This window comes from Halopseudomonas phragmitis (assembly GCF_002056295.1).
Lineage (GTDB): Bacteria > Pseudomonadota > Gammaproteobacteria > Pseudomonadales > Pseudomonadaceae > Halopseudomonas > Halopseudomonas phragmitis.
In genome coordinates this window covers 212671-236860 of the sequence record NZ_CP020100.1, presented here as the reverse complement: position 1 = coordinate 236860, position 24190 = coordinate 212671, and the positions used below count along the sequence as shown (strand labels likewise).

Below are 24190 nucleotides of genomic sequence, written 5' to 3'. Positions count from 1 at the left end.
CTTACTCGCTGCGTCTGCGCGGCTGAATGATGATTTCGATGCGTTCGTCGCCACTGGCGCTGGGGCCGCTGGCGCCCGGTGCCCGGCCGGCATCGACTACCTGGCGCTGAATGTCATAAGTGACGTATTCGCCGCGGAAGGTGTTGCTGTCCTGTTCGAGGAAGGCCTGCTCGATCAGGATGATGCGTTCGACATCGGCGTGATATTCGATGGTCAGACCGCGGGCGTTGATCGGCGTCTGGCCTTCGCGGGGGGTCTGCCGGTAAGTGGCCGGGCTGCCGACCGAGACGATTTTGCTGACCTCGCCATTGGCATCGGTATTGAGCGTCACCCGGTTGCCGGTCAGGCGCATGGTGCCTTGGGTGACAATCACGTTGCCGGTGTAGACCGCAGTGTTGTTGCGATCATCCAGGGTGGCGCTGTTGGCCTGGATGCGAATCGGTTGTTCGCTGTCGCTCGGCAGTGCCAGCGCAGGCAGCGAAGGGGTAAGCAGTAGTGCAGTGAGCAGCAGAGGGTTAGCGCACCTCATGTTGGCCTCGTACATTGGACAGCAGCGTTACGCGGCCGTCGTTGAAGTATAGCTGCATGCCGGTGGCGGTAGTGACGCCGCGGGCAGCCTCGATTTTAACGTCCTGGTCGGTTTCCGCGTAATCACGGGGCGGAAACACGGTCAATGCCTCTGTGCTCAGCTTGCGCCGCGGCTGGCCGGGCAGGCGCTGCTCGATCTGCACATCGCCGACCAGTTCGACCCGGTCGGCGTTATCGTAGGTATAGGCCTTGCGGGAAATGGTTTCCCACGGTTGTGCCTCGCCTTCACGATAGAACAGCAGGCGCGGAGCGCTTAGTTCGGTACTGTCGTTGCTGGCCAGGTGGCGGGCCTGTTCGCTTTCCAGGCGGTAGCGCGGTCGGCCTTCTTCATTGCGCTGCAGAATGCGCGGATTTTCCATGAAGAAATCCGGCTGGGCCGGGTCAGTGACCAGCGGTGCCGGAGTGTAACGCGACAGGCCGATGTTCCAATAGCCCACAGCCAATGCCACCACGGTAGCCAGGATGGCCAGCGCGCCGGTTAGCAGGTAGCGGGGCAGTTGCAATTTCACAGGTAGGCGGCCCTTGCACTGTCCAGGGTGCCCTGGGCGTGCATGATCAGTTCACAGAATTCCCGGGCGGCACCAGCGCCACCACAAGCTTGGGTGATGCCGTGGGCCTGCTCGCGAACGAAGCTGTCGGCAGTGGCTACCGCCATGCCAAGGCCGACCCGGCGGATCACCGGCAAGTCTGGCAGGTCATCGCCGAGAAAGGCTATCTGAGACAGTTCGACCGGTACCTGCTGGCGCAGTTCCGCCAGTGCGTTGAGCTTGTCTTCGCGGCCCTGGATCAGGTGGCGAATGCCAAGGTTGGCGGCGCGTCGCTCAACCAGTGGCGACTGGCGGCCGCTGATGATTGCAACCTCGACGCCGGAGGCGATCAGCATCTTGATACCGTGGCCGTCGAGGGTGTTGAACGACTTGAACTCGGTGCCGTCGGGCATGAAGAACAGCCGGCCATCGGTCAGGACGCCATCGACATCGAAAATCGCCAGGCGGATCTGCTGGGCCCGTTCAAGCAGTTGTGAGTGACTCAGGTTCATACTACCCCCGCGCGCAGCAGATCGTGCATGTTCAGCGCGCCAACCGGGCGGCCTTCGGTGTCGACCACGAACAGTCCGCTGATCTTGGCGTCTTCCATTACTTTCAGAGCTTCGGCAGCGAGAATGCCCTTGCGCACGGTCTTGCTGCGCGGGGTCATGACCTGGGCAATGCTGGCGCTGCGCAGGTCGACATCATGGTCCAGGGTGCGGCGCAGATCGCCGTCAGTGAAGATCCCGGCCAGTTTGCCTTCGGCGTCGACGATCCCGGTCAGGCCCAGGCCTTTGCGGGTCATTTCCAGCAGGGCATCGCGCAGCGGTGTGTCGGGGCTGACCAGCGGCATGCGCTCGCCGGCATGCATGATGTCGTCAACCAGCAGCAACAGGCGCCGGCCCAGGCTACCGCCCGGATGCGAGAAGGCGAAGTCTTCGGCGCTGAAGCCGCGCGCCTCAAGCAGGGCGATGGCCAGGGCGTCGCCCATGACCAGTGCGGTAGTAGTGCTGGAGGTCGGGGCCAGGTTGAGCGGGCAGGCTTCCTGCTCGACGCCGGTGTTGAGGTTGGCCACCGCGGCTTCGGCCAGGGTCGACTCGGGGTTGCCGGTCAGGCTGATCAGTGGTGCGCCCAGGCGCTTGATCAAGGGCAGCAGGGTGACGACCTCGGCGGTATTGCCGGAGTTGGACAGGGCGATCACCACATCTTCGCTGGTGATCATGCCCATGTCGCCATGGCTGGCTTCACCGGGGTGGACGAAAAATGCCGGCGATCCGGTGCTGGCCAGGGTGGCGGCGAGTTTGCGGCCGATATGGCCGGATTTGCCCATGCCGGTTACCACGATCCGGCCGGTACAGGCCAGAAGGGTCTCGCAGGCTCGAATAAAGGTGTCGTCCAGGCGCGCCAGCAGGCTGTCGACCGCATCGCGTTCGAGGCTAATGGTGCGCCTGGCGGAGGCAATGTAATCAAAATCGGACATGAACTCGCCATCGGTATTCAGGTTAGCGCGCCAGTATAGCGGTTTGTGAGCGACAACTCACCAGCTCTGGCGCTATGACCCTGCCCGCCACGGCGGGCATAATCGGTAAGTGGATGTTGCGCGGCTTGGGCCGGGCGGGGGGAGCTGGTATATTACCGCGTTCATTTTAGCCGACATCCGTCCAGACTTAAGGCTGAGTCCCTCTATGACCGAGTTTTCGGATTACATCGTCGAGCTGCAAGACGTCACGTTCAGGCGCGGCGACCGGATCATCTTTGATCGGGTCAATATCCGTATCCCGCGTGGCAAGGTAACGGCCATCATGGGCCCGTCCGGTTGCGGCAAGACCACTTTTTTGCGTCTGATCGGCGCGCAGTTACGCCCGGATGGCGGCAAAATCCTGGTCAATGGTCAGAATATTCCCGAGTTGGGGCGCGATGCCCTGTTCCGGGCCCGTGAGCACATGGGCATGCTGTTCCAGAGTGGCGCATTGTTTACTGATCTGTCGGTGTTCGAGAACGTCGCCTTCCCGTTGCGGGTGCATACCGATCTGCCTGAAGACATGATCCGTGACATCGTGCTGCTGAAGTTGCAGGCGGTGGGGTTGCGCGGTGCCATTGGCCTGATGCCCGATGAGTTGTCCGGGGGCATGAAACGGCGGGTGGCACTGGCCCGGGCGATTGCCCTGGACCCGCAGTTGATGATGTACGACGAGCCATTCGTCGGCCAGGACCCGATCTCCATGGGCGTGCTGGTGCGTCTGATCCGGTTGCTCAACGACGCGCTGGGATTGACCAGCATTGTGGTCTCCCACGACCTGACCGAAACCGCCAGCATCGCTGACTACATCTATGTGGTTGGTGATACCCAGGTGCTGGGTCACGGGCGCCCGGACGAGCTGATGAATTCGGACAATCCACGCATTCGCCAGTTTATGAAGGGTGAACCGGACGGTCCGGTGCCGTTCCACTTCCCGGCGAGCCGTTATATGGATGACCTGCTCAAAGGAGATCGCAAGGCGTGAAGACTATGATCGATCGGGTGGCCCTGATCGGCCGTTCAGGTCTGGATGTACTGGCTGCGACGGGCCGTTCCGGGGTGTTTCTGTTTAACGCGCTGGTCGGCCGCTCGCGTTTTGGCAACGGCTTCCAGTTGCTGGTCAAGCAGCTTTATGCCGTGGGTGTGCTGTCGCTGGCGATCATCGTGGTGTCTGGTCTGTTCATCGGCATGGTGCTGGCCCTGCAGGGCTACAACATCCTCAAGGACTACGGTTCCGAACAGGCCGTCGGCCAGATGGTTGCACTGACACTGCTGCGTGAGCTGGGGCCGGTAGTGACCGCCTTGCTGTTCGCCGGTCGTGCCGGTTCTGCGCTGACCGCTGAGATCGGCCTGATGAAGGCTACCGAGCAGTTGTCGAGCATGGAAATGATCGGCGTTGACCCGCTCAAATACGTGATTGCGCCGCGTCTGTGGGCCGGTTTTATTTCCATGCCATTGCTGGCGCTGATTTTCTGCGTCGTTGGCATTTGGGGTGGCGCCATGGTCGCCGTGGACTGGCTCGGAGTTTATTCCGGCTCCTATTGGGCAAACATGCAGAACTCGGTGCAGTTTACTCATGATGTGCTCAACGGTCTGACCAAGGCCGTGGTGTTCGCCTTCGTAGTGACCTGGATTGCGGTATTCCAGGGTTATGACTGCGAGCCGACTTCCGAGGGTATCAGCCGGGCGACCACCCGTACCGTAGTTTATGCCTCGTTGGCCGTACTCGGCCTTGATTTCATTCTTACAGCTTTGATGTTCTGATCAGCCAAGGAAACCGATCATGCGTACCCGTACTCTGGAATTGACCGTTGGCCTGTTCATCCTGATCGGCGTATTGGCCTTGCTGGTGCTGGCCCTGCGTGTCAGTGGTCTGACCGTGAACGCCACCGGGGACACCTACAAGGTGCATGCCCACTTCGACAACATCTCCGGCCTGACCACTCGGGCCCGAGTCACCATGGCCGGGGTTACCATCGGTCAGGTTACCGCCATCGAGTTCGACAAAGACCGCTACACCGGCCGGGTGGAGATGGCTATTCGTGGCGATATCGACACCCTGCCAGCCGACAGCTCCGCCTCAATCCTTACCGCCGGGCTGCTGGGCGAGAAATATATCGGCATCAGCGTGGGTGGCGAAGACGACTTCCTGGTTGACGGCAGCGAGATCTACGATACCCAGTCCGCCATGGTGCTGGAGGAACTGATTGGCCGTTTCCTGTTCAATACGGTCAGTAACGACGACTAAAAACTGGAGTAACCGATGCGAGCCATACTCACCACTTTCTTTGCTCTGCTGTGCAGCCTGCCGGTGCTGGCTCAGGCTAGTGCTACGCCGTATCAGATCGTTGAGGACTCCTCCAAGCGGGTGCTTGAGGTGCTGGACGCCAATCGTGAGCTGTACAAGCAGGATTCCGAGGCCTTTTTGAACGGCCTGAACGAAATTCTTGAGCCGGTCATCGATTACCAGGGCATTGCCCGCAGCGTGATGACCGTGCGTTTCAGCCGCAACGCGACCGACGAGCAGATCGAGCGCTTCGTTGACACCTTCAAGCGCAGCCTGGTGCAGTTCTATGGCAACGCTCTGCTGGAGTTCAACAGTGGCGAAGTCAAGGTGTTGCCGCCGACCGCGCGTGATCAGCAGCGTCCGGACCGGACCAACGTGACCATGGAAATCCACACTGCCAGCGGCAACGTCTATCAGGTCAACTACACCATGGCCCTGGTCGACGGCAAATGGATGATGCGCAATGTGATCGTTGAAGGCATCAACATCGGCCTGCTGTTCCGTGATCAGTTCGCCCAGGCCATGCAGGCCAACCGCAACAATCTCGACGCAGTGATCGACGGTTGGGGCGGCGTGATCGCCGAAACCCTTGAAAACAATGGGGCCGCCGAGTGAAAGCCAAGCTGATTGAGAGCCGCGCCCAGCCCGGTCGCTGGGTGGTCGAAGGCAATCTTGACTTCGACACCGCCAAGGACCTGCGTGAGCAAATCATCGCCGCCATGCGCCATGTCCAGCAGAGCGTGGTGCTGGACCTGTCCCAGGTCGAGCGTGCCAACAGTGTCGGCCTGTCACTGCTGCTGGTAGCGGCGCGGGCTCTGAAAGAGCGCTCGGTCGAACTCAAGGTTGAAGGCATGCCCGCTGGTCTGCGCAGCATGGCTGAAGTCTATGGGTTGGATGAATGGCTGGACGCCTGAGGCGCGCCAGTCGACAATCGAAGTTTTGCGGTCATGCCGCAGTGGAGAGATGTAAATGCAGGCCAGTGAAGTCAAGCAGCTTATCGAGTCCAGCCTGGCCGACGCCCAGGTCGAAGTGGAAGGCGAAGGCTGCAATTTTCAGCTCAACGTGATCAGTGACAGCCTTGCGGCGTTGTCGCCGGTCAAACGCCAGCAACAGATTTACGCATTGCTCAACGACCAGATCCAGAGCGGTGCAATCCATGCGGTGACCATGAAGTTCTTTACCCGCCAAGCCTGGGCCAGCCGCGCCTGAGCGGCGCCTAACCAAGAGATACCGTATGGACAAACTGATCATCACCGGCGGCAACCGACTGGACGGTGAAATTCGCATTTCCGGAGCCAAGAACTCGGCCCTGCCGATCCTGGCCGCAACCCTGTTGGCTGACGGCCCGGTAACCATCTGCAATCTGCCGCATCTGCACGATATCACCACCATGATCGAGCTGTTCGGGCGCATGGGTGTGCAGCCGGTGGTCGATGAACGGTTGAATGTCGAGGTAGACCCACGCAGCATCAGCAGCCTGGTAGCGCCCTATGAACTGGTCAAGACCATGCGCGCCTCGATTCTGGTACTGGGCCCGATGGTTGCCCATTTCGGCTATGCCGAAGTTGCGCTGCCTGGTGGCTGTGCCATCGGGACCCGGCCGGTAGACCTGCACATTCGCGGGCTCGAAGCCATGGGCGCGCAGATCGAGGTTGACGGTGGCTATATCAAGGCTCGAGCACCGGAAGGCGGGCTGCGCGGCGGGCATATCTTCTTCGACACCGTGACCGTGACCGGTACTGAGAACATTCTCATGGCCGCGACCCTGGCCAAGGGCCGTACCGTGATCGAAAACGCCGCGCGCGAGCCGGAAGTGGTCGATCTGGCCCACTGCCTGATCGCCATGGGCGCCAACATCAAGGGCCATGGCACCGACACCATTGTGGTGGAAGGGGTTGAGCGTCTGGGTGCTGCCCGTCACAGCGTGATGCCTGACCGGATCGAGACCGGCACTTATCTGGTGGCTGCGGCTGCGACCCGGGGCCGGGTCAAGCTCAAGGATACCGACGAGTCGATTCTTGAAGCGGTACTGCTCAAGCTGGAAGAAGCCGGTGCCCAGATCGATACCGGCAAAAACTGGATCAGCCTGGACATGAAGGGTAACCGGCCCAAGGCGATCAACCTGCGCACCGCACCCTATCCGGCCTTTCCGACCGACATGCAGGCCCAGTTCGTGGCCATGAATGCAGTGGCCGAGGGGACCGGTACGGTGATCGAAACCGTGTTCGAGAACCGCTTCATGCACTGCCAGGAAATGAACCGCATGGGCGCCCATATTCTGGTCGAGGGCAACACCTCGATCATTACCGGGGTCGAGCGGCTCAAGGGCGCACCGGTCATGGCTACCGACCTGCGCGCCTCGGCCAGTCTGGTCATTGCCGGTCTGGTCGCCGAAGGTGACACCCTGGTCGACCGCATTTACCACATCGACCGTGGTTACGAGTGCATCGAAGAGAAATTGCAGTCACTGGGCGCGATCATCCGCCGGGTGCCGGCCTGAGACTGTTCTGAGAGAGCCCGCATGAGCCAGACACTGACCATCGCCCTGTCCAAAGGGCGCATCCTCGACGACACCCTGCCACTGCTCAAGCAGGCCGGGATCGAGCCGGTCGAGGACCTGGAGAAAAGCCGCAAGCTGATCTTCACCACCAGCGACCCGAACGTACGCCTGCTGATCGTGCGCGCCACCGACGTGCCGACCTATGTCGAGCACGGCGCCGCCGATCTGGGTGTGGCCGGCAAGGACGTGCTGCTGGAGTACGGCAGCCAGGGCCTGTACGAGCCGCTGGATCTGAAAATCGCCAACTGCAAGCTGATGACCGCAGGGCCGGTCAATACGCCAGAGCCCAAGGGCCGGCTGCGGGTGGCGACCAAGTTCGTCAATGTCGCCAAGCGCTATTACGCCGAACAGGGCCGCCAGGTTGAAGTGATCAAGCTGTACGGTTCGATGGAGCTGGCACCGCTGGTTGGCCTGGCCGACAAGATCATTGACGTGGTCGACACCGGCAACACGCTCAAGGCCAACGGCCTGGAGCCGCAGGAACTGATCGCCACCATCAGTTCGCGCTTGATCGTCAACAAGGCTTCGATGAAGATGAAGCATGCCCGGATCACCGCTCTGATTGAGCAACTGGGGCAGGCTGTCGAACAGCGTGCCGGCTGACCGGTCACCCGAATTATTCCCAACGCAAAGGTAATCACCCATGAGCAGCGCACCGTTGAAAATCGCCCGTCTGAACGCCAATCAGGCCGATTTCAACCATCATCTGGATGCGCTGCTGGCCTGGGAAGGGGTGTCGGACAAGGCGGTCAACGAGCGGGTCGAGGAAATCATTGCCGCCGTGCGCCAGCGCGGTGATGCCGCAGTGGTCGAATACACCGCCCGGTTCGATGCTTTGGACGCAAGCAGCATGGCCGATCTGACCCTGGACCGGGCCCGGCTGGAGCTGGCGCTGGAGCGCATTTCCCCCGAACAGCGTCAGGCCCTGGAAGTGGCCGCCGAGCGGGTGCGCAGCTATCACGAACACCAGCGTCAGGACTCCTGGCGCTACACCGAAGCCGACGGCACCGTGCTTGGCCAGAAAATCACCCCGCTGGATCGGGTTGGTCTGTATGTGCCGGGTGGCAAGGCCTCGTATCCGTCCTCGGTACTGATGAACGCGATTCCGGCCAAGGTTGCCGGGGTGCCGGAAGTGGTCATGGTGGTCCCGACCCCGCGTGGCGAGATCAATGAACTGGTACTGGCTGCCGCCTGTCTGGCCGGGGTTGACCGGGTATTCAGCATTGGCGGCGCCCAGGCTGTGGCAGCGCTGGCCTATGGCACCGAGAGTGTTCCGCAGGTGGACAAGATCGTCGGCCCCGGCAATATCTACGTGGCTACCGCCAAGCGTGCGGTGTTCGGCCAGGTTGGTATCGACATGATCGCCGGACCCTCGGAAATCCTGGTGGTTTGCGATGGTCAGACCGACCCGGACTGGATCGCCATGGATCTGTTCTCCCAGGCCGAACACGACGAGGACGCCCAATCGATCCTGCTGTCACCGGATGCCGCCTTCCTTGATGCGGTGGAAGCCAGCCTGAACAAACTGCTCGGCAGTCTGGAGCGGGCCGACATGGTGCGCATTTCCCTGGAAACCCGTGGTGCCCTGATCAAGGTCGAGAGCCTGGATCAAGCCTGCGAAATTGCCAACCGTATTGCCGCCGAGCACCTGGAATTGTCGGTTGCCGATCCCGAAGCGCTGCTGCCGAAAATCCGCCATGCCGGCGCCATTTTCATGGGCCGCCACACTCCGGAAGCGCTGGGCGACTACTGTGCCGGACCCAACCACGTCTTGCCGACCTCCGGCACGGCGCGGTTTTCCTCGCCGCTGGGGGTTTACGACTTCCAGAAGCGTTCGTCGATCATCTTCTGCTCGCCCGATGGCGCCTCGGAACTGGGCAAGACTGCCTCGGTACTGGCCCGTGGCGAAAGCCTGACCGCGCACGCACGCAGCGCCGAATATCGGATCAAGGGGTAATAACGCATGAGTCGTTTCTGGAGTCCTTTCGTCAAGGATCTGGTGCCCTATGTGCCGGGCGAGCAGCCCAAGGTCGAGAACCTGGTCAAGCTCAATACCAATGAGAACCCCTACGGGCCTTCGCCCAAGGTGATTGAGGCGATTCGGGCCGAGCTTAATGACAGCCTGCGGCTGTATCCGGCGCCGAATGCCGATGCCTTGAAAGCGACCATTGCTGATTACTATGGCGTCGACACCACCCAGGTGTTTGTCGGCAACGGCTCCGACGAAGTGCTGGCGCATATCTTTCACGGGCTGTTCCAGCATGGCCGGCCACTGCTGTTCCCGGACATTACCTACAGCTTCTACCCGGTTTATTGCGGTTTATACGGCATTGAGCCCAAGCCGCAGGCGCTGGCCGAGGACTTCAGTCTGCGGGTCGAGGACTATCGTCAGCCCAATGGCGGGATCATCTTCCCCAACCCCAATGCGCCCACCGGGGTGTTGCTGGGGCTGGAGCAGATCGAGCAGATCGTTCAGGCCAATCCGGACTCGGTAGTGGTGGTTGATGAGGCCTATGTCGATTTCGGTGGTGAGACGGCGATCAGCCTGGTCGAGCGCTATGACAACCTGCTGGTAACTCAGACCCTGTCTAAATCGCGCTCACTGGCTGGGTTGCGGGTTGGGCTGGCGGTTGGTCATCCGGACCTGATCGAGGCGCTGGAGCGGATCAAGAACAGCTTTAACTCCTACCCGCTGGATCGTCTGGCGATTGTCGGTGCCGTCGCCGCATTCGAGGATCATGACTGGTTCGACCATACCCGCAAGGCGGTGATCGCCAGCCGCGACAAGCTGACGGCCGAATTGCAGGGCATGGGGTTTGAGGTGCTGCCGTCGGCGGCCAACTTCGTCTTTACCCGTCATCCGCAACATGATGCAGCGCTGCTGGCTCATGGTCTGCGTGAGCATCGGGTGATCGTGCGGCACTTCAAGCTACCGCGGATCGAACAGTTCCTGCGCATCACCATCGGCAACGAAGCGCAAAACAAGGCACTGGTAGCCGCACTCAAACTATTGCTCTGATGGTCTGAGGCCCGCCCTGGAGTTGTCGCGCGCCTGCGCGAGACAAGGCTGTTCAGCGACTCCGGGGCTTCATTATGGCGGCTCTGGTTCCCTAGCTACGGAAGCTCGGGCGCATGCCCACCTCGGCCTCAAAGTGCATCGGCTCGCCGTTACGTAGCACATCCAGCGCGACCTTGTCGCCGGGGCGCGCCCGGGCGACCTGGTTCATGGCCTGACGGCCGCTGCTGGCCGGCTTGCCGTCGATCTTCAGGATCACATCGCCCGGCTGCAGTCCCGACTGCCAGGCCGGGCCGTTGCGGTACAGGCCAGAAACCACGATCCCTTCACTGATATCCAGCCCGAACGACTCGGCCAGCTCGCTGGTCAGCGGCTGTACCTCGACCCCCAGCCAGCCACGTACCACGCGGCCCTGGCCGATGATGGCCTGCATGACCTCGACCGCCAGCTTGGCCGGAATCGCAAAACCGATACCCTGCGAGCCGCCAGACTGGGAGAAGATCGCGGTATTGATGCCGATCAGGTGGCCATTGGCATCGACCAGCGCGCCGCCGGAATTTCCCTGATTGATCGCCGCGTCGGTCTGGATAAAGTCTTCATAGGTATTGAGGCCAAGCTGATTACGCCCGGTGGCACTGATAATGCCCATGGTTACCGTCTGGCCCAGACCGAACGGGTTGCCGATAGCCATGACCACATCGCCGATATGCTGCTGTTCATTGGGGCTGATGGTCACGGTTGGCAGGTTGGGCAGATCGATCTTGAGTACCGCCAGGTCAGTCTCCGGGTCGGTGCCGATCAGGGTGGCCAGGGCCTCGCGGCCATCCTGCAGGGCGACCAGGATTTCGTCGGCACCAGCGATTACATGGTTGTTGGTCAGCAGGTAGCCGTCGCGGCTGAGAATTACCGCCGAGCCCAGACTCGATTGGCGCCGTGAGGGCGCCGGCATGCTTTCGGAATAGTCGCGCAGGGTCGGGTTGATGAAAGCTTGGCTGTTGCTGCCTTGGTTGACCTGCTTGCTGGTGTAGATATTGGCCACGGCCGGCGCAGCGCGTTGAACGGCACTGCTGTAAGAGGCCGGGCCATTGCTGTTATTGCGGGCCTCATAGGTCAGTTGCGGGACGCTGTCGCGGCCAGACAGGCCAATCCATTGCGGATACTGTTGGATGATCAGCAAGGCCAGGAGCAGGCCGCAGAGTGCGGGCCAGCCCAGTGTACGCAAAAGATCTTTCATCGATCCGGTCCCGATGGTCATGGCCGACGTGTACGGCTAGTGCATGTCATTATAAGGATTATGACGCCATTCTGCAGGCGCTCACGGTTGAATCCGTGACATTCTGCCGGGACAATGAGCTTTTATATCCGCGGAGAGGCGTGATGGTTGACCGTAACACTCTGGTGAACTACTGCAATAGCCTGTTGGACAGTGGTTTGTTTCAAGATTATTGTCCCAACGGTTTGCAGGTCGAAGGGCGTGAGCAGATCCAGCGTATTGTTACCGGGGTCACGGCCAGCCAGGCCCTGGTGGATGCCGCGATTGCCGCCGATGCCGATCTGTTGCTGGTGCATCATGGCTACTTCTGGAAGGGTGAAGCCAGCCCGGTGACCGGCATCAAGCAGCGCCGGCTCAAGGCTCTGCTCAGCCATGACCTAAACCTGATGGCCTATCACCTGCCGCTGGATGTGCACGCCGAGCTGGGCAACAACGTGCAGTTGGCCAGGCTGATGGGCTGGAGTATTACTGGCGGGCTGGAGCCGGGTAATCCGCGCTCGGTCGGGCTGGAGGGCGAGTTGCCGGAGCCGCTGAGCGGCGCACAACTGGCCGCTCGGCTGCATGAACAGCTGGGCCGCGAACCGCTGCATGTCGCCGGCAATGACCGCCCGATCAAGCGCATCGCCTGGTGCACCGGTGCAGCCCAAGGTTACATCGACAAGGCCATCGCCCTGGGTGTGGATGCCTTTGTCACTGGTGAAGTCTCTGAACCGACCGTTCATGCCGCCCGTGAAAACGCCATCCACTTCTTCGCCGCCGGCCACCACGCCACTGAGCGCTATGGGGTCAAGGCGCTGGGTGAACATCTGGCGCAGCATTTTGGTCTTGAACACCGGTTTATCGACATAGACAACCCGGTCTAACCCCCTCCAGTCCCGCCCTCACCTGGGGGAGTGCGCTTGGATTGCTTCGCCGCTACGCGACTCGCAATGACGGGGGGTATGGGTCGGGGTGCGTCTGGATTGCTTCGCCGCTACGCAACTCGCAATGACGGTGATGCGTGTGGAGTGGAGGGCTTGGGGCGTGAGCCTTACCTCGTCATTGCGAGGGCCGCAGGCCCGTGGCAATCCAGGTTTGGGGCAGAAGGTTAGAGCGGGCTGTGTATTTTCGCATATATGCATATAGCCCAAGGTTCTTGCGCGACTCCTTATTATAAGCAATCCGCTTTGTTACAATGCCCCGATAATTTCCCGGGATGCCCGGCGTCCCCTTTTTGTCCGTGAGTACGCCATGCTGGAAAAACTGACCCATCTCAAGCAATTGGAAGCCGAAAGCATCCACATCATTCGTGAAGTGGCGGCCGAATTCCAGAACCCGGTCATGCTTTATTCGATCGGCAAGGACTCCGCCGTAATGCTGCATTTGGCGCGCAAGGCCTTCTATCCGGGTCGCCTGCCGTTCCCGGTACTGCACGTCGATACTGGCTGGAAATTCCAGGCCATGTACGAATTCCGCGAGAAGATGGTCAAGGAAATGGACCTCGACCTGCTGGTGCACCAGAACCCCGAAGGCGTGGCGCAGGGTATCAACCCCTTCACCCACGGCAGCGCGGTGCACACCGACGTGATGAAGACCCAGGGCCTGAAGCAGGCGCTGGACAAGTACGGCTTCGATGCCGCCTTCGGTGGTGCGCGCCGCGACGAGGAGAAGTCCCGGGCCAAGGAGCGAGTCTACTCGTTCCGTGACAAACACCACCGCTGGGACCCGAAGAACCAGCGCCCCGAGCTGTGGAACATCTACAACGGCAAGGTGCACAAGGGCGAGAGCATCCGCGTGTTCCCGCTGTCGAACTGGACCGAGCTGGACATCTGGCAATACATCTATCTGGAAAGCATCCCGATCGTGCCGCTGTACTACGCCGCCGAGCGTGAAGTGGTCGAACTCAATGGTGCGCTGGTGATGATCGATGATGAGCGCATCCTGCAGCACCTGAGCCCCGAGCAGAAAGCCGGCATCCAGAAAAAGATGGTGCGTTTCCGCACCCTGGGCTGCTACCCGCTGACCGGTGCGGTTGAGTCGAGCGCCGACACCCTGCCGGAGATCATCCAGGAAATGCTGCTGGCTAAGACCTCCGAGCGCCAGGGGCGCGTCATCGACCACGATTCGGCCGGGTCGATGGAAGAAAAGAAACGTCAAGGCTACTTCTAAGCGCGGTACGCTGTCCGGAGAATTTCATGAGTCACCAATCCGATTTGATCGGCCAGGACATTCTGGCCTACCTCGCTCAGCACGAACGCAAGGAGCTGCTGCGCTTTCTTACCTGCGGTAACGTCGATGACGGCAAGAGCACGCTGATCGGGCGTCTGCTGCATGATTCCAAGATGATCTATGAGGATCATCTGGAAGCGATCACCAAAGATTCGAAAAAGTCCGGTACCACCGGCGAAGAAGTGGATCTGGCATTGCTGGTCGACGGCCTGCAGGCCGAGCGCGAGCAGGGCATCACCATCGATGTTGCCTACCGCTATTTCTCTACCGCCAAGCGCAAGTTCATCATCGCCGACACCCCCGGCCATGAGCAGTACACCCGCAACATGGCCACCGGCGCCTCGACCTGCGACCTGGCGATCATCCTGATCGACGCCCGCTACGGCGTGCAGACCCAGACCAAGCGTCACAGCTTCATTGCCTCGCTGCTGGGCATCAAGCACATCGTCGTGGCCGTCAACAAGATGGACCTCAAGGACTTCGATCAGGGCGTGTTCGAGCAGATCCGCGCTGATTACCTGGAGTTCGCCAAGGGCCTGGAGCTGCTCGACGGCAACAGCGTGCAGTTCGTGCCGATGTCGGCGCTCAAGGGCGACAACGTGGTCAACCGCAGCGAGCGCAGCCCGTGGTACACCGGGCAGACGCTGATGGAGATTCTCGAAAGCGTCGAAGTCGCCGCCGACCGCAACATGACCGACCTGCGCTTCCCGGTGCAGCTGGTCAGCCGGCCGAACCTGAACTTCCGTGGCTTTGCCGGCACCATCGCCTCGGGCATCGTACACAAGGGCGATGAACTGGTAGCGCTGCCCTCGGGCAAGAGCAGCCGGGTCAAGTCGATCGTTACCTTCGACGGCGAACTGGAAAGCGCCGGCCCCGGCCAGGCGGTGACCCTGACCCTGGAAGATGAAATCGACATTTCCCGTGGCGACCTGCTGACCCATGTCGACAACCGCGCGCTGATCGGTGATCAGTTTGAGGCCACCCTGGTGTGGATGGCCGAGCAACCGATGCAGCCTGGGCGCAAGTACGACATCAAGCGGGCCACCAGCTACAGCCCGGGTTCATTCACCCGTATCCTGCACCGGATCGATGTGAATACCCTGGAGCAGCAGTCGGCTGGCGCGCTGGCGCTGAACGAGATCGCCCGGGTCGAGCTGTCGCTGGAGCGGCCGATTGCCTTTGACGATTACCTGAGCAACCGCACGACCGGTGCCTTTATCGTCATCGACCGCATGACCAACGGCACCGTAGGCGCCGGCATGATCGTCGCCAAGGGGCTGGATGGCCAGAACACCAGTGGCAGCAAGCACGGCCGTCTGGCTCACGTGACCGCCGATGAGCGCGCCGAACGCTTTGGTCAGCAGCCGGTAACCCTGCTGTTCACCGGGCTGTCTGGCAGTGGCAAGAGCACTATTGCCTACGCCGTTGAACGCAAGCTGTTCGACAGCGGCCGGGCCTGCTACGTGCTGGATGGCAAGGTACTGCGTCAGGATCTGTCCAAGGGCCTGAACCAGGACGCCGCCGGTCGCGCCGAGAACCTGCACAAGGGTGCGCGAATTGCCCGGCAGATGAACGAAGCCGGTCTGATCGCCCTGGGCGCCTTCGTCGCGCCGACCGAGGAAAGCCGCGCCGTGGCACGGCATATCCTTGGTAATCGCTGCCTGATGGTGCATCTGGATGCGCCGCTGGCGGTGTGCCAGGAGCGAGACCCCTCGGGCCTGTATGCTGCCAATCTCGAAGGTACCATTCCCGGTGTGTCCTACCCCTATGAGGCGCCGACCGACGCCGATCTGGTGCTGAACACCGCCGAGCTGGATCTCGAAACCTGCGTCAACCGGGTGATTGCGCTGCTGCGTGAGCGGGCACTGATCTGAGTCTGGACTCATCCCATGGCCGCTGGTGGCTGTGGGATGACCGCTCCTGGGGGATGTCATGAAACCGGCTGATATCGACTTCATGCGCGAGGCTATCGCCGAAGCGCGCAAGGGCGCTGACCTTGGTGAAGTGCCGGTCGGCGCCGTGCTGGTGCGCGACGGTCGGGTGATCGCCCGTGGCTTCAATCAGCCGATCAGCAGTCATGACCCCAGTGCCCATGCCGAAATGATCGCCCTGCGTGCAGCGGCGGCGGCCGACGGCAACTACCGCCTGCCCGATACCACCCTCTACGTTACTCTCGAACCCTGCACCATGTGCGCCGGCTTGCTGGTCCACAGCCGTATCAAACGGCTGGTTTATGGCGCCAGTGAGCCACGCTCGGGCGCAGTGGTCAGCCGCAGCCAGGTTCTGGCCCAGCCCTGGATGAACCATCGGGTTGAAGTCGAAGGTGGGGTGCTGGCCGAGGAGTGCGGGGCCCTGCTTACCGAGTTCTTCCGGCTCAAACGCCAGCCCGCCCAGGGCTAACGTCCTCGTCTCGTCCCCGCACTGCACTGCACCGTCCCGCCCCCGCACCGTCCCGTCTCCTCGCCCCACCCCATCCCGTCATGGCGAGGCGCAAAGCGCCGCGGCCATCCAAGCGGCCTATGGATCACCACGGCGCTGCGCGCCTCGTGATGACATTGAGTGGCGTGATGATATCGAGTGCGTCGGGGAGGGGCGCCGAGCTGAACTCAGAACCCACCCCATCCCGTCATGGCGAGGCGCAAAGCGCCGCGGCCATCCAGGCGGCCTATGGATCACCACGGCGCTGCGCGCCTCGTGATGAAACTGAGTAGCGTGATGGCATCGAGCGAGTCGGGGAGGGGCGCCGAGCTGAACTCAGAACCCACCCCATCCCGTCATGGCGAGGCGCAAAGCGCCGCGGCCATCCAAGCGGCCTATGGATCACCACGGCGCTGCGCGCCTCGTGATGACATTGAGTGGCGTGATGACATTGAGCGAGTCGGGGAGGGGCGCCGAGCTGAACTCAGAACCCACCCCATCCCGTCATGGCGAGGCGCAAAGCGCCGCGGCCATCCAGGCGGCCTATGGATCACCACGGCGCTGCGCGCCTCGTGATGACATTGAGTAGCGTGATGGCATCGAGCGAGTCGGGGAGGGGCGCCGAGCTGAACTCAGAACCCGCCCCATCCCGTCATGGCGAGGCGCAAAGCGCCGTGGCCATCCAAGTGGCCTATGGATCACCACGGCGCTGCGCGCCTCGTGATGACATTGAGTTGCGTGATGACATTGAGCGAGCCGGGGAGGGAGCCCGAGCTGAACTCAGATCCCCTGCGGCAACTGTTCCAGAATCCCTGGGGTGTGATACTGCCCCTCCGGCACCTGAGCGCTTTCCGACAGCGGTTGAGTCACCCACTGCAGAATCTCGTGATAACGGCGGATGTTCTGCACGTAATGCACCGGCTCGTTACCGCGCGCATAACCGTAGCGGGTCTGGCTGTACCACTGTTTCTTCGATAGCAATGGTAGATGGTCCTTGACGTCAATCCAGCGATTGGGGTCGCGGCCGTTGTTGCGGGTCAGAATCCGGGCGTCATCCAGATGGCCCAGGCCAACGTTGTAGGCGGCCAGGGCAAACCAGGTGCGATCCGGTTCGGGTATGTCGGTCGACAATTGATCACGCACCCAGACCAGATAACGGGCACCGCCAAAGATGCTCTGCTTGGGGTCGACCCGGTTGGTGACCCCAACGAACTTGGCAGTCGGCAGGGTCAGCATCATCAGCCCGCGTACCCCGGTCGGTGAGCGAGCCTCCGGGTCCCACAACGATTCCTGATAACCCATGGCCGCCAGCAGGCGCCAGTCCAGGCTGTACTGATCGCCGGCCTGACGAAACCAGGTTTCATAGCGGGGCAGGCGCTGCAGCATGTGTCGGGCGAAGGCCTGGGCGCCAACGTAGTCGAGCACATCGGCATGGCCGTAGAAGCGCTCGATCAACTGATCCAGGGTGCCGTCGGTGCGAATGTCGGTAAAAAACCGCTCAACCGCCTTGAGCAGACTGTCGTCATTGTCGCGCGGCAGAGCCCAGGCCAGGCCACGGGGCTCGCTCAGGTCAAAGCCGACCCTTACCGCCGGGTAGAAAGCCTGGTTGACCACCAGTTCGTTGGAATAGAGCACCGCGTAATCGATCTCGTCGTCATTGACCAGACGCAGCAGGTCAACCACTTCAACCGAGTCGGACTCCTCAAACACCAGCTCCGGGTTGTCCAGTTGCAGGTTGCGCAACTGATCGGCCAGGCTACTGCCCTTGAGCACCATGATCCGCTTGCCATACAGATCATCCAGCCCCCGAGGCTGGCGGTTGCCACGGCGATAGACCACCTGCGGTGTAGCCTCCAGATAGGTGCTGGAGTAACGGGCCTGATCCAGCCGTTCGGGGTTGATCGCCAGCCCGGCGGCGGCCAGGTGGGCGTTCTTGCCGTCAAGCTGCTGGTAGATCTCATCAAGGGTGCCGATGGCGGTCATTTCCAGCTTCACCCCCAGGCTCTCGGCAAAGCGCCTGCTCAGCTCGTATTCCAGCCCGGTATCGCCATGGCGATCCTGGTAGAAGGTGGTAGGCGTATTGCGGGTCAGCACCTTCAAGGTGCCTTCGGAACGGATCTGCTCCAAGCGGTCTGGTTTATCACAGCCACTGAGCAGGGTGCTTCCCAGCCCCAGAATCAGGGCCAGCAGCAGAGGGGAGCGGAATGTACGTCGATGCATGGCGCCAGTATAGGCAAAAGCGCTCGCCGGCAATAGCTTGACCGGGCGCTGAAAAGCTACCGGATGTTGGCAAAGCATGCGGCTGATGGCTTCCCCCTGGCGCTTGGGGTATCCTATGCGCCTTCCATTTTTTCCAAGGATGCGTGAACTCGATTCTCTGCATCCCCCCATTCCGAACCGAGGCCGTTACCGACATGCATAGCCTGCGTGGAGCCCCAGCCCTTTCCGTTTTCCGCCGCAATAAACTGCTCGCCCGTGTGCAGGCCAAAGTGCCAGGGGTTACCGGGCTGTATGCCGAATTCATGCACTTTGCCGACCTGTCAGCGGCGCTCGACAGCGATCAGCAGGCTGTCCTTGAGCGGCTGCTCAGCTATGGCCCCTCGGTACCGGTGGAAGAACCCAATGGTGCTTTGCTGTTGGTAGTACCGCGCTTTGGCACCATCTCGCCGTGGTCGAGCAAGGCCAGCGATATTGCCCATAACTGTGGCCTGGGTGTAATCAAGCGGCTGGAGCGCGGCATTGCCTATTACGTCAGCGGTGAGCTGAGCAGCGAGGAACTGGCTAAGGTCAAGGCGCTGCTGCACGACCGCATGACCGAACTGGTACTGGATCAGGTCGAAGACGCCGCCAGCCTGTTCGCCCATACCGAGCCCAAGCCGTTCAATCGGGTCGACATTCTCGGCGGTGGTCGCGCTGCGCTGGAGCAGGCCAACGTCGAGCTGGGCCTGGCCCTGGCCGAGGATGAAATCGACTATCTGGTACAGAGCTTCAGCGAGCTCAAGCGCAACCCCAGCGACGTCGAGCTGATGATGTTCGCCCAGGCCAACTCCGAGCACTGCCGGCACAAGATTTTCAACGCCAGCTGGGATATCGACGGTCAGGCCCAGGACAAGAGCCTGTTCGGCATGATCAAGAACACCCATGAGATGCACCGCGAGGGCGTGCTGTCGGCCTACAAGGACAACGCGGCGGTGATCGAGGGCTTCGTCGCCGGGCGTTTCTTCCCGCAGCCCGACAGCCGTGAATACCGTGCGGTTGAAGAGCCGGTCCACATTCTGATGAAGGTGGAAACCCACAACCACCCGACCGCCATTGCGCCGTTCCCCGGCGCTTCCACCGGCTCCGGTGGCGAGATCCGTGACGAAGGCGCAACCGGCCGGGGCGGCAAGCCCAAGGCTGGTCTGAGCGGCTTTACCGTGTCCAACCTGCGGATTCCTGGCTTCGAGCAGCCCTGGGAAGAAGACAACGGCAAGCCCGGGCGCATCGTCACCCCGCTGCAGATCATGATTGACGGCCCGCTCGGCGGCGCCGCCTTCAACAACGAATTCGGCCGGCCGAACCTGACCGGCTACTTCCGTACCTTCGAGCAGACCGTGCAGTCCCCGCGCGGCCCGGAAGTACGCGGCTACCACAAGCCGATCATGATTGCCGGCGGCATGGGCAACATCCGCGCCAATCATGTTGAAAAGGACGAGATCCCGGTCGGCGCCAAGCTGATCGTGCTCGGCGGCCCGGCCATGCTGATCGGCCTGGGCGGCGGTGCAGCCTCGTCGATGGCCACCGGTGCCAGTGCCGAAGACCTCGACTTTGCCTCAGTCCAGCGCGACAACCCGGAAATGGAACGCCGCTGCCAGGAAGTGATCGACCGCTGCTGGCAACTGGGCGAGAAGAACCCGATCAAGTTTATCCACGACGTAGGTGCCGGCGGCCTGTCCAACGCCTTCCCGGAGCTGGTCAACGATGGCGAGCGCGGCGGGCGTTTCGAGCTGCGCAATATCCCCAACGACGAGCCGGGCATGAGCCCGCTGGAAATCTGGTCGAACGAATCCCAGGAGCGCTACGTGATGGCGGTCGATCCCGCCGATTTCGAGCGCTTCCAGGCCATCTGCGAGCGCGAGCGCTGCCCGTTTGCGGTGGTTGGCGAGGCAACTGAAGAGCGTCACCTGCTGCTCAATGACACGCATTTTGACAACCAGCCGGTCGACATGCCGCTGTCAGTCCTGCTTGGCAAGCCGCCGCGCATGCACCGCAGTGTTGAGCGTGAGGCCGAGCCGAGCGACGACTTCCAGCCGGACATGAACCTGGAAGAAGCCGCCCTGCGTGTACTGCGCCTGCCGGCCGTAGCCAGCAAGAACTTCCTGATCACCATCGGCGACCGCTCGATCACCGGCCTGGTAGCCCGCGACCAGATGGTTGGCCCCTGGCAGGTACCGGTTGCCGACTGCGCCGTGACCGCCACCAGCTTTGATGTGAATACCGGTGAAGCCATGGCAATGGGCGAGCGCACTCCGCTGGCCCTGCTCGATTCCCCGGCTTCCGGGCGCATGGCCGTCGCTGAAACCGTCACCAACCTGGCGGCCGCGCGGATCGAAAAACTGTCTGACATCAAACTGTCGGCCAACTGGATGGCCGCTGCCGGCCACCCCGGTGAAGATGCCCGCCTGTACGACACGGTCAAGGCCGTGGGCATGGAGCTGTGCCCGCAACTGGGTATTACCATCCCGGTGGGCAAGGACTCGATGTCGATGAAGACCCGCTGGAACGATGCCGGCGAAGACAAGAGCGTCACCTCGCCGATGTCACTGATCGTCACCGGCTTTGCCCCGGTGCAGAACGTGCGCGCCACTCTGACCCCGCAACTGCGGCTGGACAAGGGCGAGTCCGACCTGATCCTGATCGACCTTGGCCGTGGCCAGAACCGCCTTGGCGGCTCGGCGCTGGCCCAGGTCTACAACCGTATCGGCCAGACCGGCCCGGACCTGGACGACGCCGAAGACCTCAAGGCCTTCTTCGCCGTGATTCAAGGGCTGAATCAGGACGAACTGCTGCTGGCTTACCACGACCGCTCCGACGGTGGCCTGCTTGCCACTCTGGCGGAAATGGCCTTTGCCGGCCGCTGTGGCCTGGATATCAGCCTTGATGTGCTGGCCGACAACGCCGCACAACTGGCAGGCGTACTGTTCAACGAAGAGCTGGGCGCGGTGATCCAGGTACGTCAGGCCGACACCGAAGCGGTGCTGGCGCAACTGTCCGCCGCCGGCCTGGGCGACTGCAGCGCCGTGATCGGCCAGCCGCAGAGCGAGCAGACCCTGAACTTCAGCTTCAACGGCGACGCTGTACTCAGCGGCAGCCGCGCCGCCTGGCAACAGGCCTGGAGCGAAACCAGCTGGCAGATCCAGCGCCTGCGCGACAACGCCGAGTGCGCCGATCAGGAGTTCGAAGCCCTGGCCGACGACGCCAACCCGGGTCTGAGCACGCTGCTCAGCTTTGACGTCAATGAGGACATCGCCGCGCCCTACATCAACACCGGCATTCGCCCGCAGGTGGCAATTTTGCGCGAGCAGGGCGTCAACGGTCAGGTGGAAATGGCGGCTGCCTTCACCCGTGCCGGATTCACCGCCATCGACGTACACATGAGCGATATTCTCGCCGGCCGCGTCGATCTGGCCGAATTCCGCGGGCTGGTCGCCTGTGGTGGCTTCTCCTACGGTGACGTACTTGGCGCCGGCGAAGGCTGGGCCAAGTCGATCCTGTTCAACGCCCAGGCCCGCGAAGCCTTCAGCGCCTTCTTCCAGCGCCCGGACACCTTCGCCCTTGGTGTCTGCAACGGTTGCCAGATGCTTTCCAACCTGCGCGAACTGATCCCTGGTAGCGATCACTGGCCGCACTTTGTGCGCAACCGTTCCGAGCAGTTTGAGGCCCGGGTAGCCATGGTCGAAGTTCAGGCCTCACCGTCGATCTTCCTCAGCGGCATGGTCGGCTCGCGCCTGCCGATCGCCATCGCCCACGGCGAAGGGCACGCCGAGTTTGCCGACAGCAGCGCCGTCGACGCCTGCGAAGCCAGCAACAGCGTCGCCCTGCGTTACATCGACAACCGTGGCCGCATGACCGAACGCTACCCCGCCAACCCCAACGGTTCGCCGCACGGCATCACCGGCCTGACCACTCGCGATGGCCGCGTCACCATCATGATGCCGCACCCCGAGCGGGTATTCCGCGCTGTCCAGAACTCCTGGCGTCCTGACGACTGGAACGAAGACGGCGGCTGGATGCGCATGTTCCGCAACGCTCGCGCCTGGGTCGGCTAACCCCAACCGAACCCCTCCGGCCAGCCCGGAGGGGGGCAGTCCTGTCCTCTCTTTCCTCTGCCAGCCGGCTGCCTTAAGTCTTGTGCCACCCTCTGCCCTGAACGCACCTTCCTGGGAAGTTCGAGCACCCGCTCGAACAAAGCCCGGCACAGCCGGGCCCTTCACGCGGCCTGACAAAAAACACTTGGCTCTGGCCACTGGCCTGCATTATCTTGATCAAAGCAAGGGAATGCCAGCCAACCCCGCCTCCCGGCACGGACAGCCGCCATTCCCCATAAACTCACCGGCCATGCCCGCCACGCAAGGGTAGGGCGGTAGCGTGCCTGAAGTTGGATACCTAACCCAATGGACTCTGCACCCCGGCAAATCCCTGACCGAGAACATGGGTATAGATTTGGGTCGTGCGCACGTCAGCATGACCCAGCAACGTCTGTACCGTACGGATATCGCTGCCACGACGCAGCAACTCGGTCGCAAAGGTGTGGCGGAAAGTGTGGCAGCCAGCGGGTTTGCCAATCGCAGCTTGCCGAACAGCTTGCTTTACTGCTTTTTGCACAGTGCTGTTATGCAAATGATGGCGAACAACGGCACCATCGTCGTCGTGGCAAAGCGTCAAAGAAGGAAAAAACCACTGCCATTCCACAGACCTGGATGCCTCGGGGTACTTTCGCTTCAGCGCAAATGGCAAGCTGACCTGGCACTGATAAAAAGGGTTTTGTGCTTGCCATGCTGTAAAGATCCGAGCTTTGCGCTGTTGCAAAGGCTGGATCAAACTGACTGGCAACAGCGTGGTTCTATCCTTGTCACCTTTACCGCTGTGAACCGTAATAATTTGGCGCTCAAAGTCGATATCTTTCAAGCGTAACCGACAGGCTTCGACAACACGCAAGCCTGAGCCGTACATAAGTGATGCGAGCAAATTATAGGGCTCTTTCAGCAGAGCTATAATCTTGATCGCTTCATCATGGGTGAGCACCGTAGGAATACGCATTGATTTACGGGCACGAACAGCCTCACCAATATCACCCAAGGGTTGTTCCAGTACCTTCGCATATAGAAATACGAGCGCATTCAACGCCTGATTTTGGGTGGCCGCAGCAACGTTGCGTTTGACTGCAAGCCAGGTCAGAAATTCATTGACTTCAGCAGGCCCCATTTAAGCGGGTGTCGCATCTTATGATAACGAAGATAAAAGCGGACCCAGTACCAATAGGTTTTTTCCGTCCTGATGCTGTAACGGTTAACCCGGATGACGTTGCGAAACAGTTCTCTGAGTCGAGGTTTGGGTGGTAACGTATCCATAGTGCGTCCGTGCTGTATGCATATACAGTATTATTGGTGGCGCATTTTAGAGAAGTCAAGCGATTACATGCTGGAGCAGTGCGCTGTTATGTAAGCACTTGATTCTATTCGACATTATTTTAAGGTGGAAACTGGCAGAAGCGTGATCATAGAGAAGCCACTGATATGTGGTCATAAAGCTGTC

Annotated in this window: 23 protein-coding genes; 15 read left to right on the top strand and 8 right to left on the bottom strand. The window is 61.4% G+C overall.

Annotation, left to right across the window (positions count from 1 at the left end; all coding sequences use genetic code 11):
- Window position 1: 1 nt before the first annotated feature.
- From lptA to BVH74_RS01035, 4 genes are read right to left on the bottom strand one after another with little or no spacing between them, the layout of a single operon-like run.
- Entirely contained in the window at window positions 2-529 is a 528-nt protein-coding gene (gene lptA, locus BVH74_RS01050; RefSeq protein ID WP_080048296.1) for a lipopolysaccharide transport periplasmic protein LptA, read from the bottom strand.
- Entirely contained in the window at window positions 516-1097 is a 582-nt protein-coding gene (gene lptC, locus BVH74_RS01045; protein ID WP_080048295.1) for an LPS export ABC transporter periplasmic protein LptC, read from the bottom strand. Before lptC ends, lptA begins: the two co-directional genes overlap by 14 nt.
- Window positions 1094-1627 carry a KdsC family phosphatase gene (locus BVH74_RS01040; protein WP_080048294.1) on the bottom strand — a complete coding sequence of 178 codons (534 nt, stop codon included), beginning with the start codon at window positions 1625-1627 and terminating at the stop codon, window positions 1094-1096. Before BVH74_RS01040 ends, lptC begins: the two co-directional genes overlap by 4 nt.
- Window positions 1624-2595, bottom strand: coding sequence for a KpsF/GutQ family sugar-phosphate isomerase (locus tag BVH74_RS01035; protein WP_080048293.1), 972 nt, complete (start codon window positions 2593-2595; stop codon window positions 1624-1626). The genes BVH74_RS01040 and BVH74_RS01035 overlap by 4 nt, the downstream gene beginning before the upstream one ends.
- 205 nt (window positions 2596-2800) lie before the next feature.
- Here BVH74_RS01035 and BVH74_RS01030 point away from each other — a divergent pair, with 205 nt between their 5' ends.
- From BVH74_RS01030 to hisC, 10 genes are read left to right on the top strand one after another with little or no spacing between them, the layout of a single operon-like run.
- Complete coding sequence (locus tag BVH74_RS01030) at window positions 2801-3619, top strand: ATP-binding cassette domain-containing protein (protein ID WP_080048292.1); 819 nt, start codon at window positions 2801-2803, stop codon at window positions 3617-3619.
- Window positions 3620-3624: 5 nt separating this feature from the next.
- The gene (gene mlaE / locus BVH74_RS01025) at window positions 3625-4398 is read left to right on the top strand and encodes a lipid asymmetry maintenance ABC transporter permease subunit MlaE (protein WP_080048291.1); all 774 of its coding nucleotides are present in this window, start codon (window positions 3625-3627) and stop codon (window positions 4396-4398) included.
- Between the two features lie 19 nt (window positions 4399-4417).
- Window positions 4418-4882: an outer membrane lipid asymmetry maintenance protein MlaD gene (mlaD, locus tag BVH74_RS01020; RefSeq protein WP_080048290.1), complete on the top strand. Its 465-nt coding sequence runs from the start codon at window positions 4418-4420 to the stop codon at window positions 4880-4882.
- 15 nt (window positions 4883-4897) lie between these two features.
- Entirely contained in the window at window positions 4898-5536 is a 639-nt protein-coding gene (locus BVH74_RS01015; protein WP_080048289.1) for an MlaC/ttg2D family ABC transporter substrate-binding protein, read from the top strand.
- Entirely contained in the window at window positions 5533-5835 is a 303-nt protein-coding gene (locus BVH74_RS01010) for an STAS domain-containing protein (RefSeq protein ID WP_080048288.1), read from the top strand. Before BVH74_RS01015 ends, BVH74_RS01010 begins: the two co-directional genes overlap by 4 nt.
- Before the next feature lie 55 nt (window positions 5836-5890).
- Window positions 5891-6130 carry a BolA family protein gene (locus tag BVH74_RS01005; protein WP_080048287.1) on the top strand — a complete coding sequence of 80 codons (240 nt, stop codon included), beginning with the start codon at window positions 5891-5893 and terminating at the stop codon, window positions 6128-6130.
- 25 nt (window positions 6131-6155) lie between these two features.
- Window positions 6156-7421 (top strand): UDP-N-acetylglucosamine 1-carboxyvinyltransferase, encoded by a 1266-nt coding sequence (gene murA, locus BVH74_RS01000; protein ID WP_080048286.1) that lies wholly within the window; start codon window positions 6156-6158, stop codon window positions 7419-7421.
- 21 nt (window positions 7422-7442) lie between these two features.
- The gene (hisG, locus tag BVH74_RS00995) at window positions 7443-8084 is read left to right on the top strand and encodes an ATP phosphoribosyltransferase (protein ID WP_080048285.1); all 642 of its coding nucleotides are present in this window, start codon (window positions 7443-7445) and stop codon (window positions 8082-8084) included.
- Window positions 8085-8124: 40 nt separating this feature from the next.
- On the top strand, window positions 8125-9438 hold the full coding sequence (hisD, locus tag BVH74_RS00990; RefSeq protein WP_080048284.1) for a histidinol dehydrogenase: 1314 nt from the start codon (window positions 8125-8127) through the stop codon (window positions 9436-9438).
- 6 nt (window positions 9439-9444) lie between these two features.
- Window positions 9445-10500, top strand: a complete 1056-nt coding sequence (hisC, locus tag BVH74_RS00985) for a histidinol-phosphate transaminase (protein ID WP_080048283.1) — start codon at window positions 9445-9447, stop codon at window positions 10498-10500.
- 91 nt (window positions 10501-10591) lie between these two features.
- Here hisC and BVH74_RS00980 read toward each other — a convergent pair whose 3' ends face one another.
- Window positions 10592-11731: a S1C family serine protease gene (locus tag BVH74_RS00980; protein ID WP_080048282.1), complete on the bottom strand. Its 1140-nt coding sequence runs from the start codon at window positions 11729-11731 to the stop codon at window positions 10592-10594.
- A 140-nt stretch (window positions 11732-11871) separates the two neighbouring features.
- Between BVH74_RS00980 and BVH74_RS00975 the strand changes: the two genes are divergently transcribed.
- From BVH74_RS00975 to tadA, 4 genes are all read left to right on the top strand, one after another.
- Window positions 11872-12633, top strand: a complete 762-nt coding sequence (locus BVH74_RS00975) for a Nif3-like dinuclear metal center hexameric protein (RefSeq protein ID WP_373279469.1) — start codon at window positions 11872-11874, stop codon at window positions 12631-12633.
- 367 nt (window positions 12634-13000) lie between these two features.
- Window positions 13001-13918: a sulfate adenylyltransferase subunit CysD gene (gene cysD, locus BVH74_RS00970; protein WP_080048280.1), complete on the top strand. Its 918-nt coding sequence runs from the start codon at window positions 13001-13003 to the stop codon at window positions 13916-13918.
- Between the two features lie 26 nt (window positions 13919-13944).
- Complete coding sequence (cysN, locus tag BVH74_RS00965) at window positions 13945-15852, top strand: sulfate adenylyltransferase subunit CysN (RefSeq protein ID WP_080048279.1); 1908 nt, start codon at window positions 13945-13947, stop codon at window positions 15850-15852.
- A 58-nt stretch (window positions 15853-15910) separates the two neighbouring features.
- Entirely contained in the window at window positions 15911-16378 is a 468-nt protein-coding gene (gene tadA, locus BVH74_RS00960) for a tRNA adenosine(34) deaminase TadA (protein WP_080048278.1), read from the top strand.
- A 798-nt stretch (window positions 16379-17176) separates the two neighbouring features.
- On the opposite strand, the gene mltF is transcribed toward tadA, so the two are convergent.
- Entirely contained in the window at window positions 17177-18616 is a 1440-nt protein-coding gene (gene mltF / locus BVH74_RS00955; RefSeq protein WP_080051576.1) for a membrane-bound lytic murein transglycosylase MltF, read from the bottom strand.
- 194 nt (window positions 18617-18810) lie between these two features.
- Here mltF and purL point away from each other — a divergent pair, with 194 nt between their 5' ends.
- Window positions 18811-22704, top strand: a complete 3894-nt coding sequence (gene purL / locus BVH74_RS00950) for a phosphoribosylformylglycinamidine synthase (RefSeq protein ID WP_080051575.1) — start codon at window positions 18811-18813, stop codon at window positions 22702-22704.
- Between the two features lie 337 nt (window positions 22705-23041).
- Here the strand turns inward: purL and BVH74_RS00945 are convergent, their stop codons facing one another.
- Together BVH74_RS00945 and BVH74_RS19030 are read right to left on the bottom strand one after the other, a co-directional pair.
- On the bottom strand, window positions 23042-23860 hold the full coding sequence (locus BVH74_RS00945) for an integron integrase (protein ID WP_269434098.1): 819 nt from the start codon (window positions 23858-23860) through the stop codon (window positions 23042-23044).
- Window positions 23830-24006 carry a phage integrase N-terminal SAM-like domain-containing protein gene (locus BVH74_RS19030; RefSeq protein ID WP_269434097.1) on the bottom strand — a complete coding sequence of 59 codons (177 nt, stop codon included), beginning with the start codon at window positions 24004-24006 and terminating at the stop codon, window positions 23830-23832. Before BVH74_RS19030 ends, BVH74_RS00945 begins: the two co-directional genes overlap by 31 nt.
- Window positions 24007-24190 lie beyond the last annotated feature (184 nt).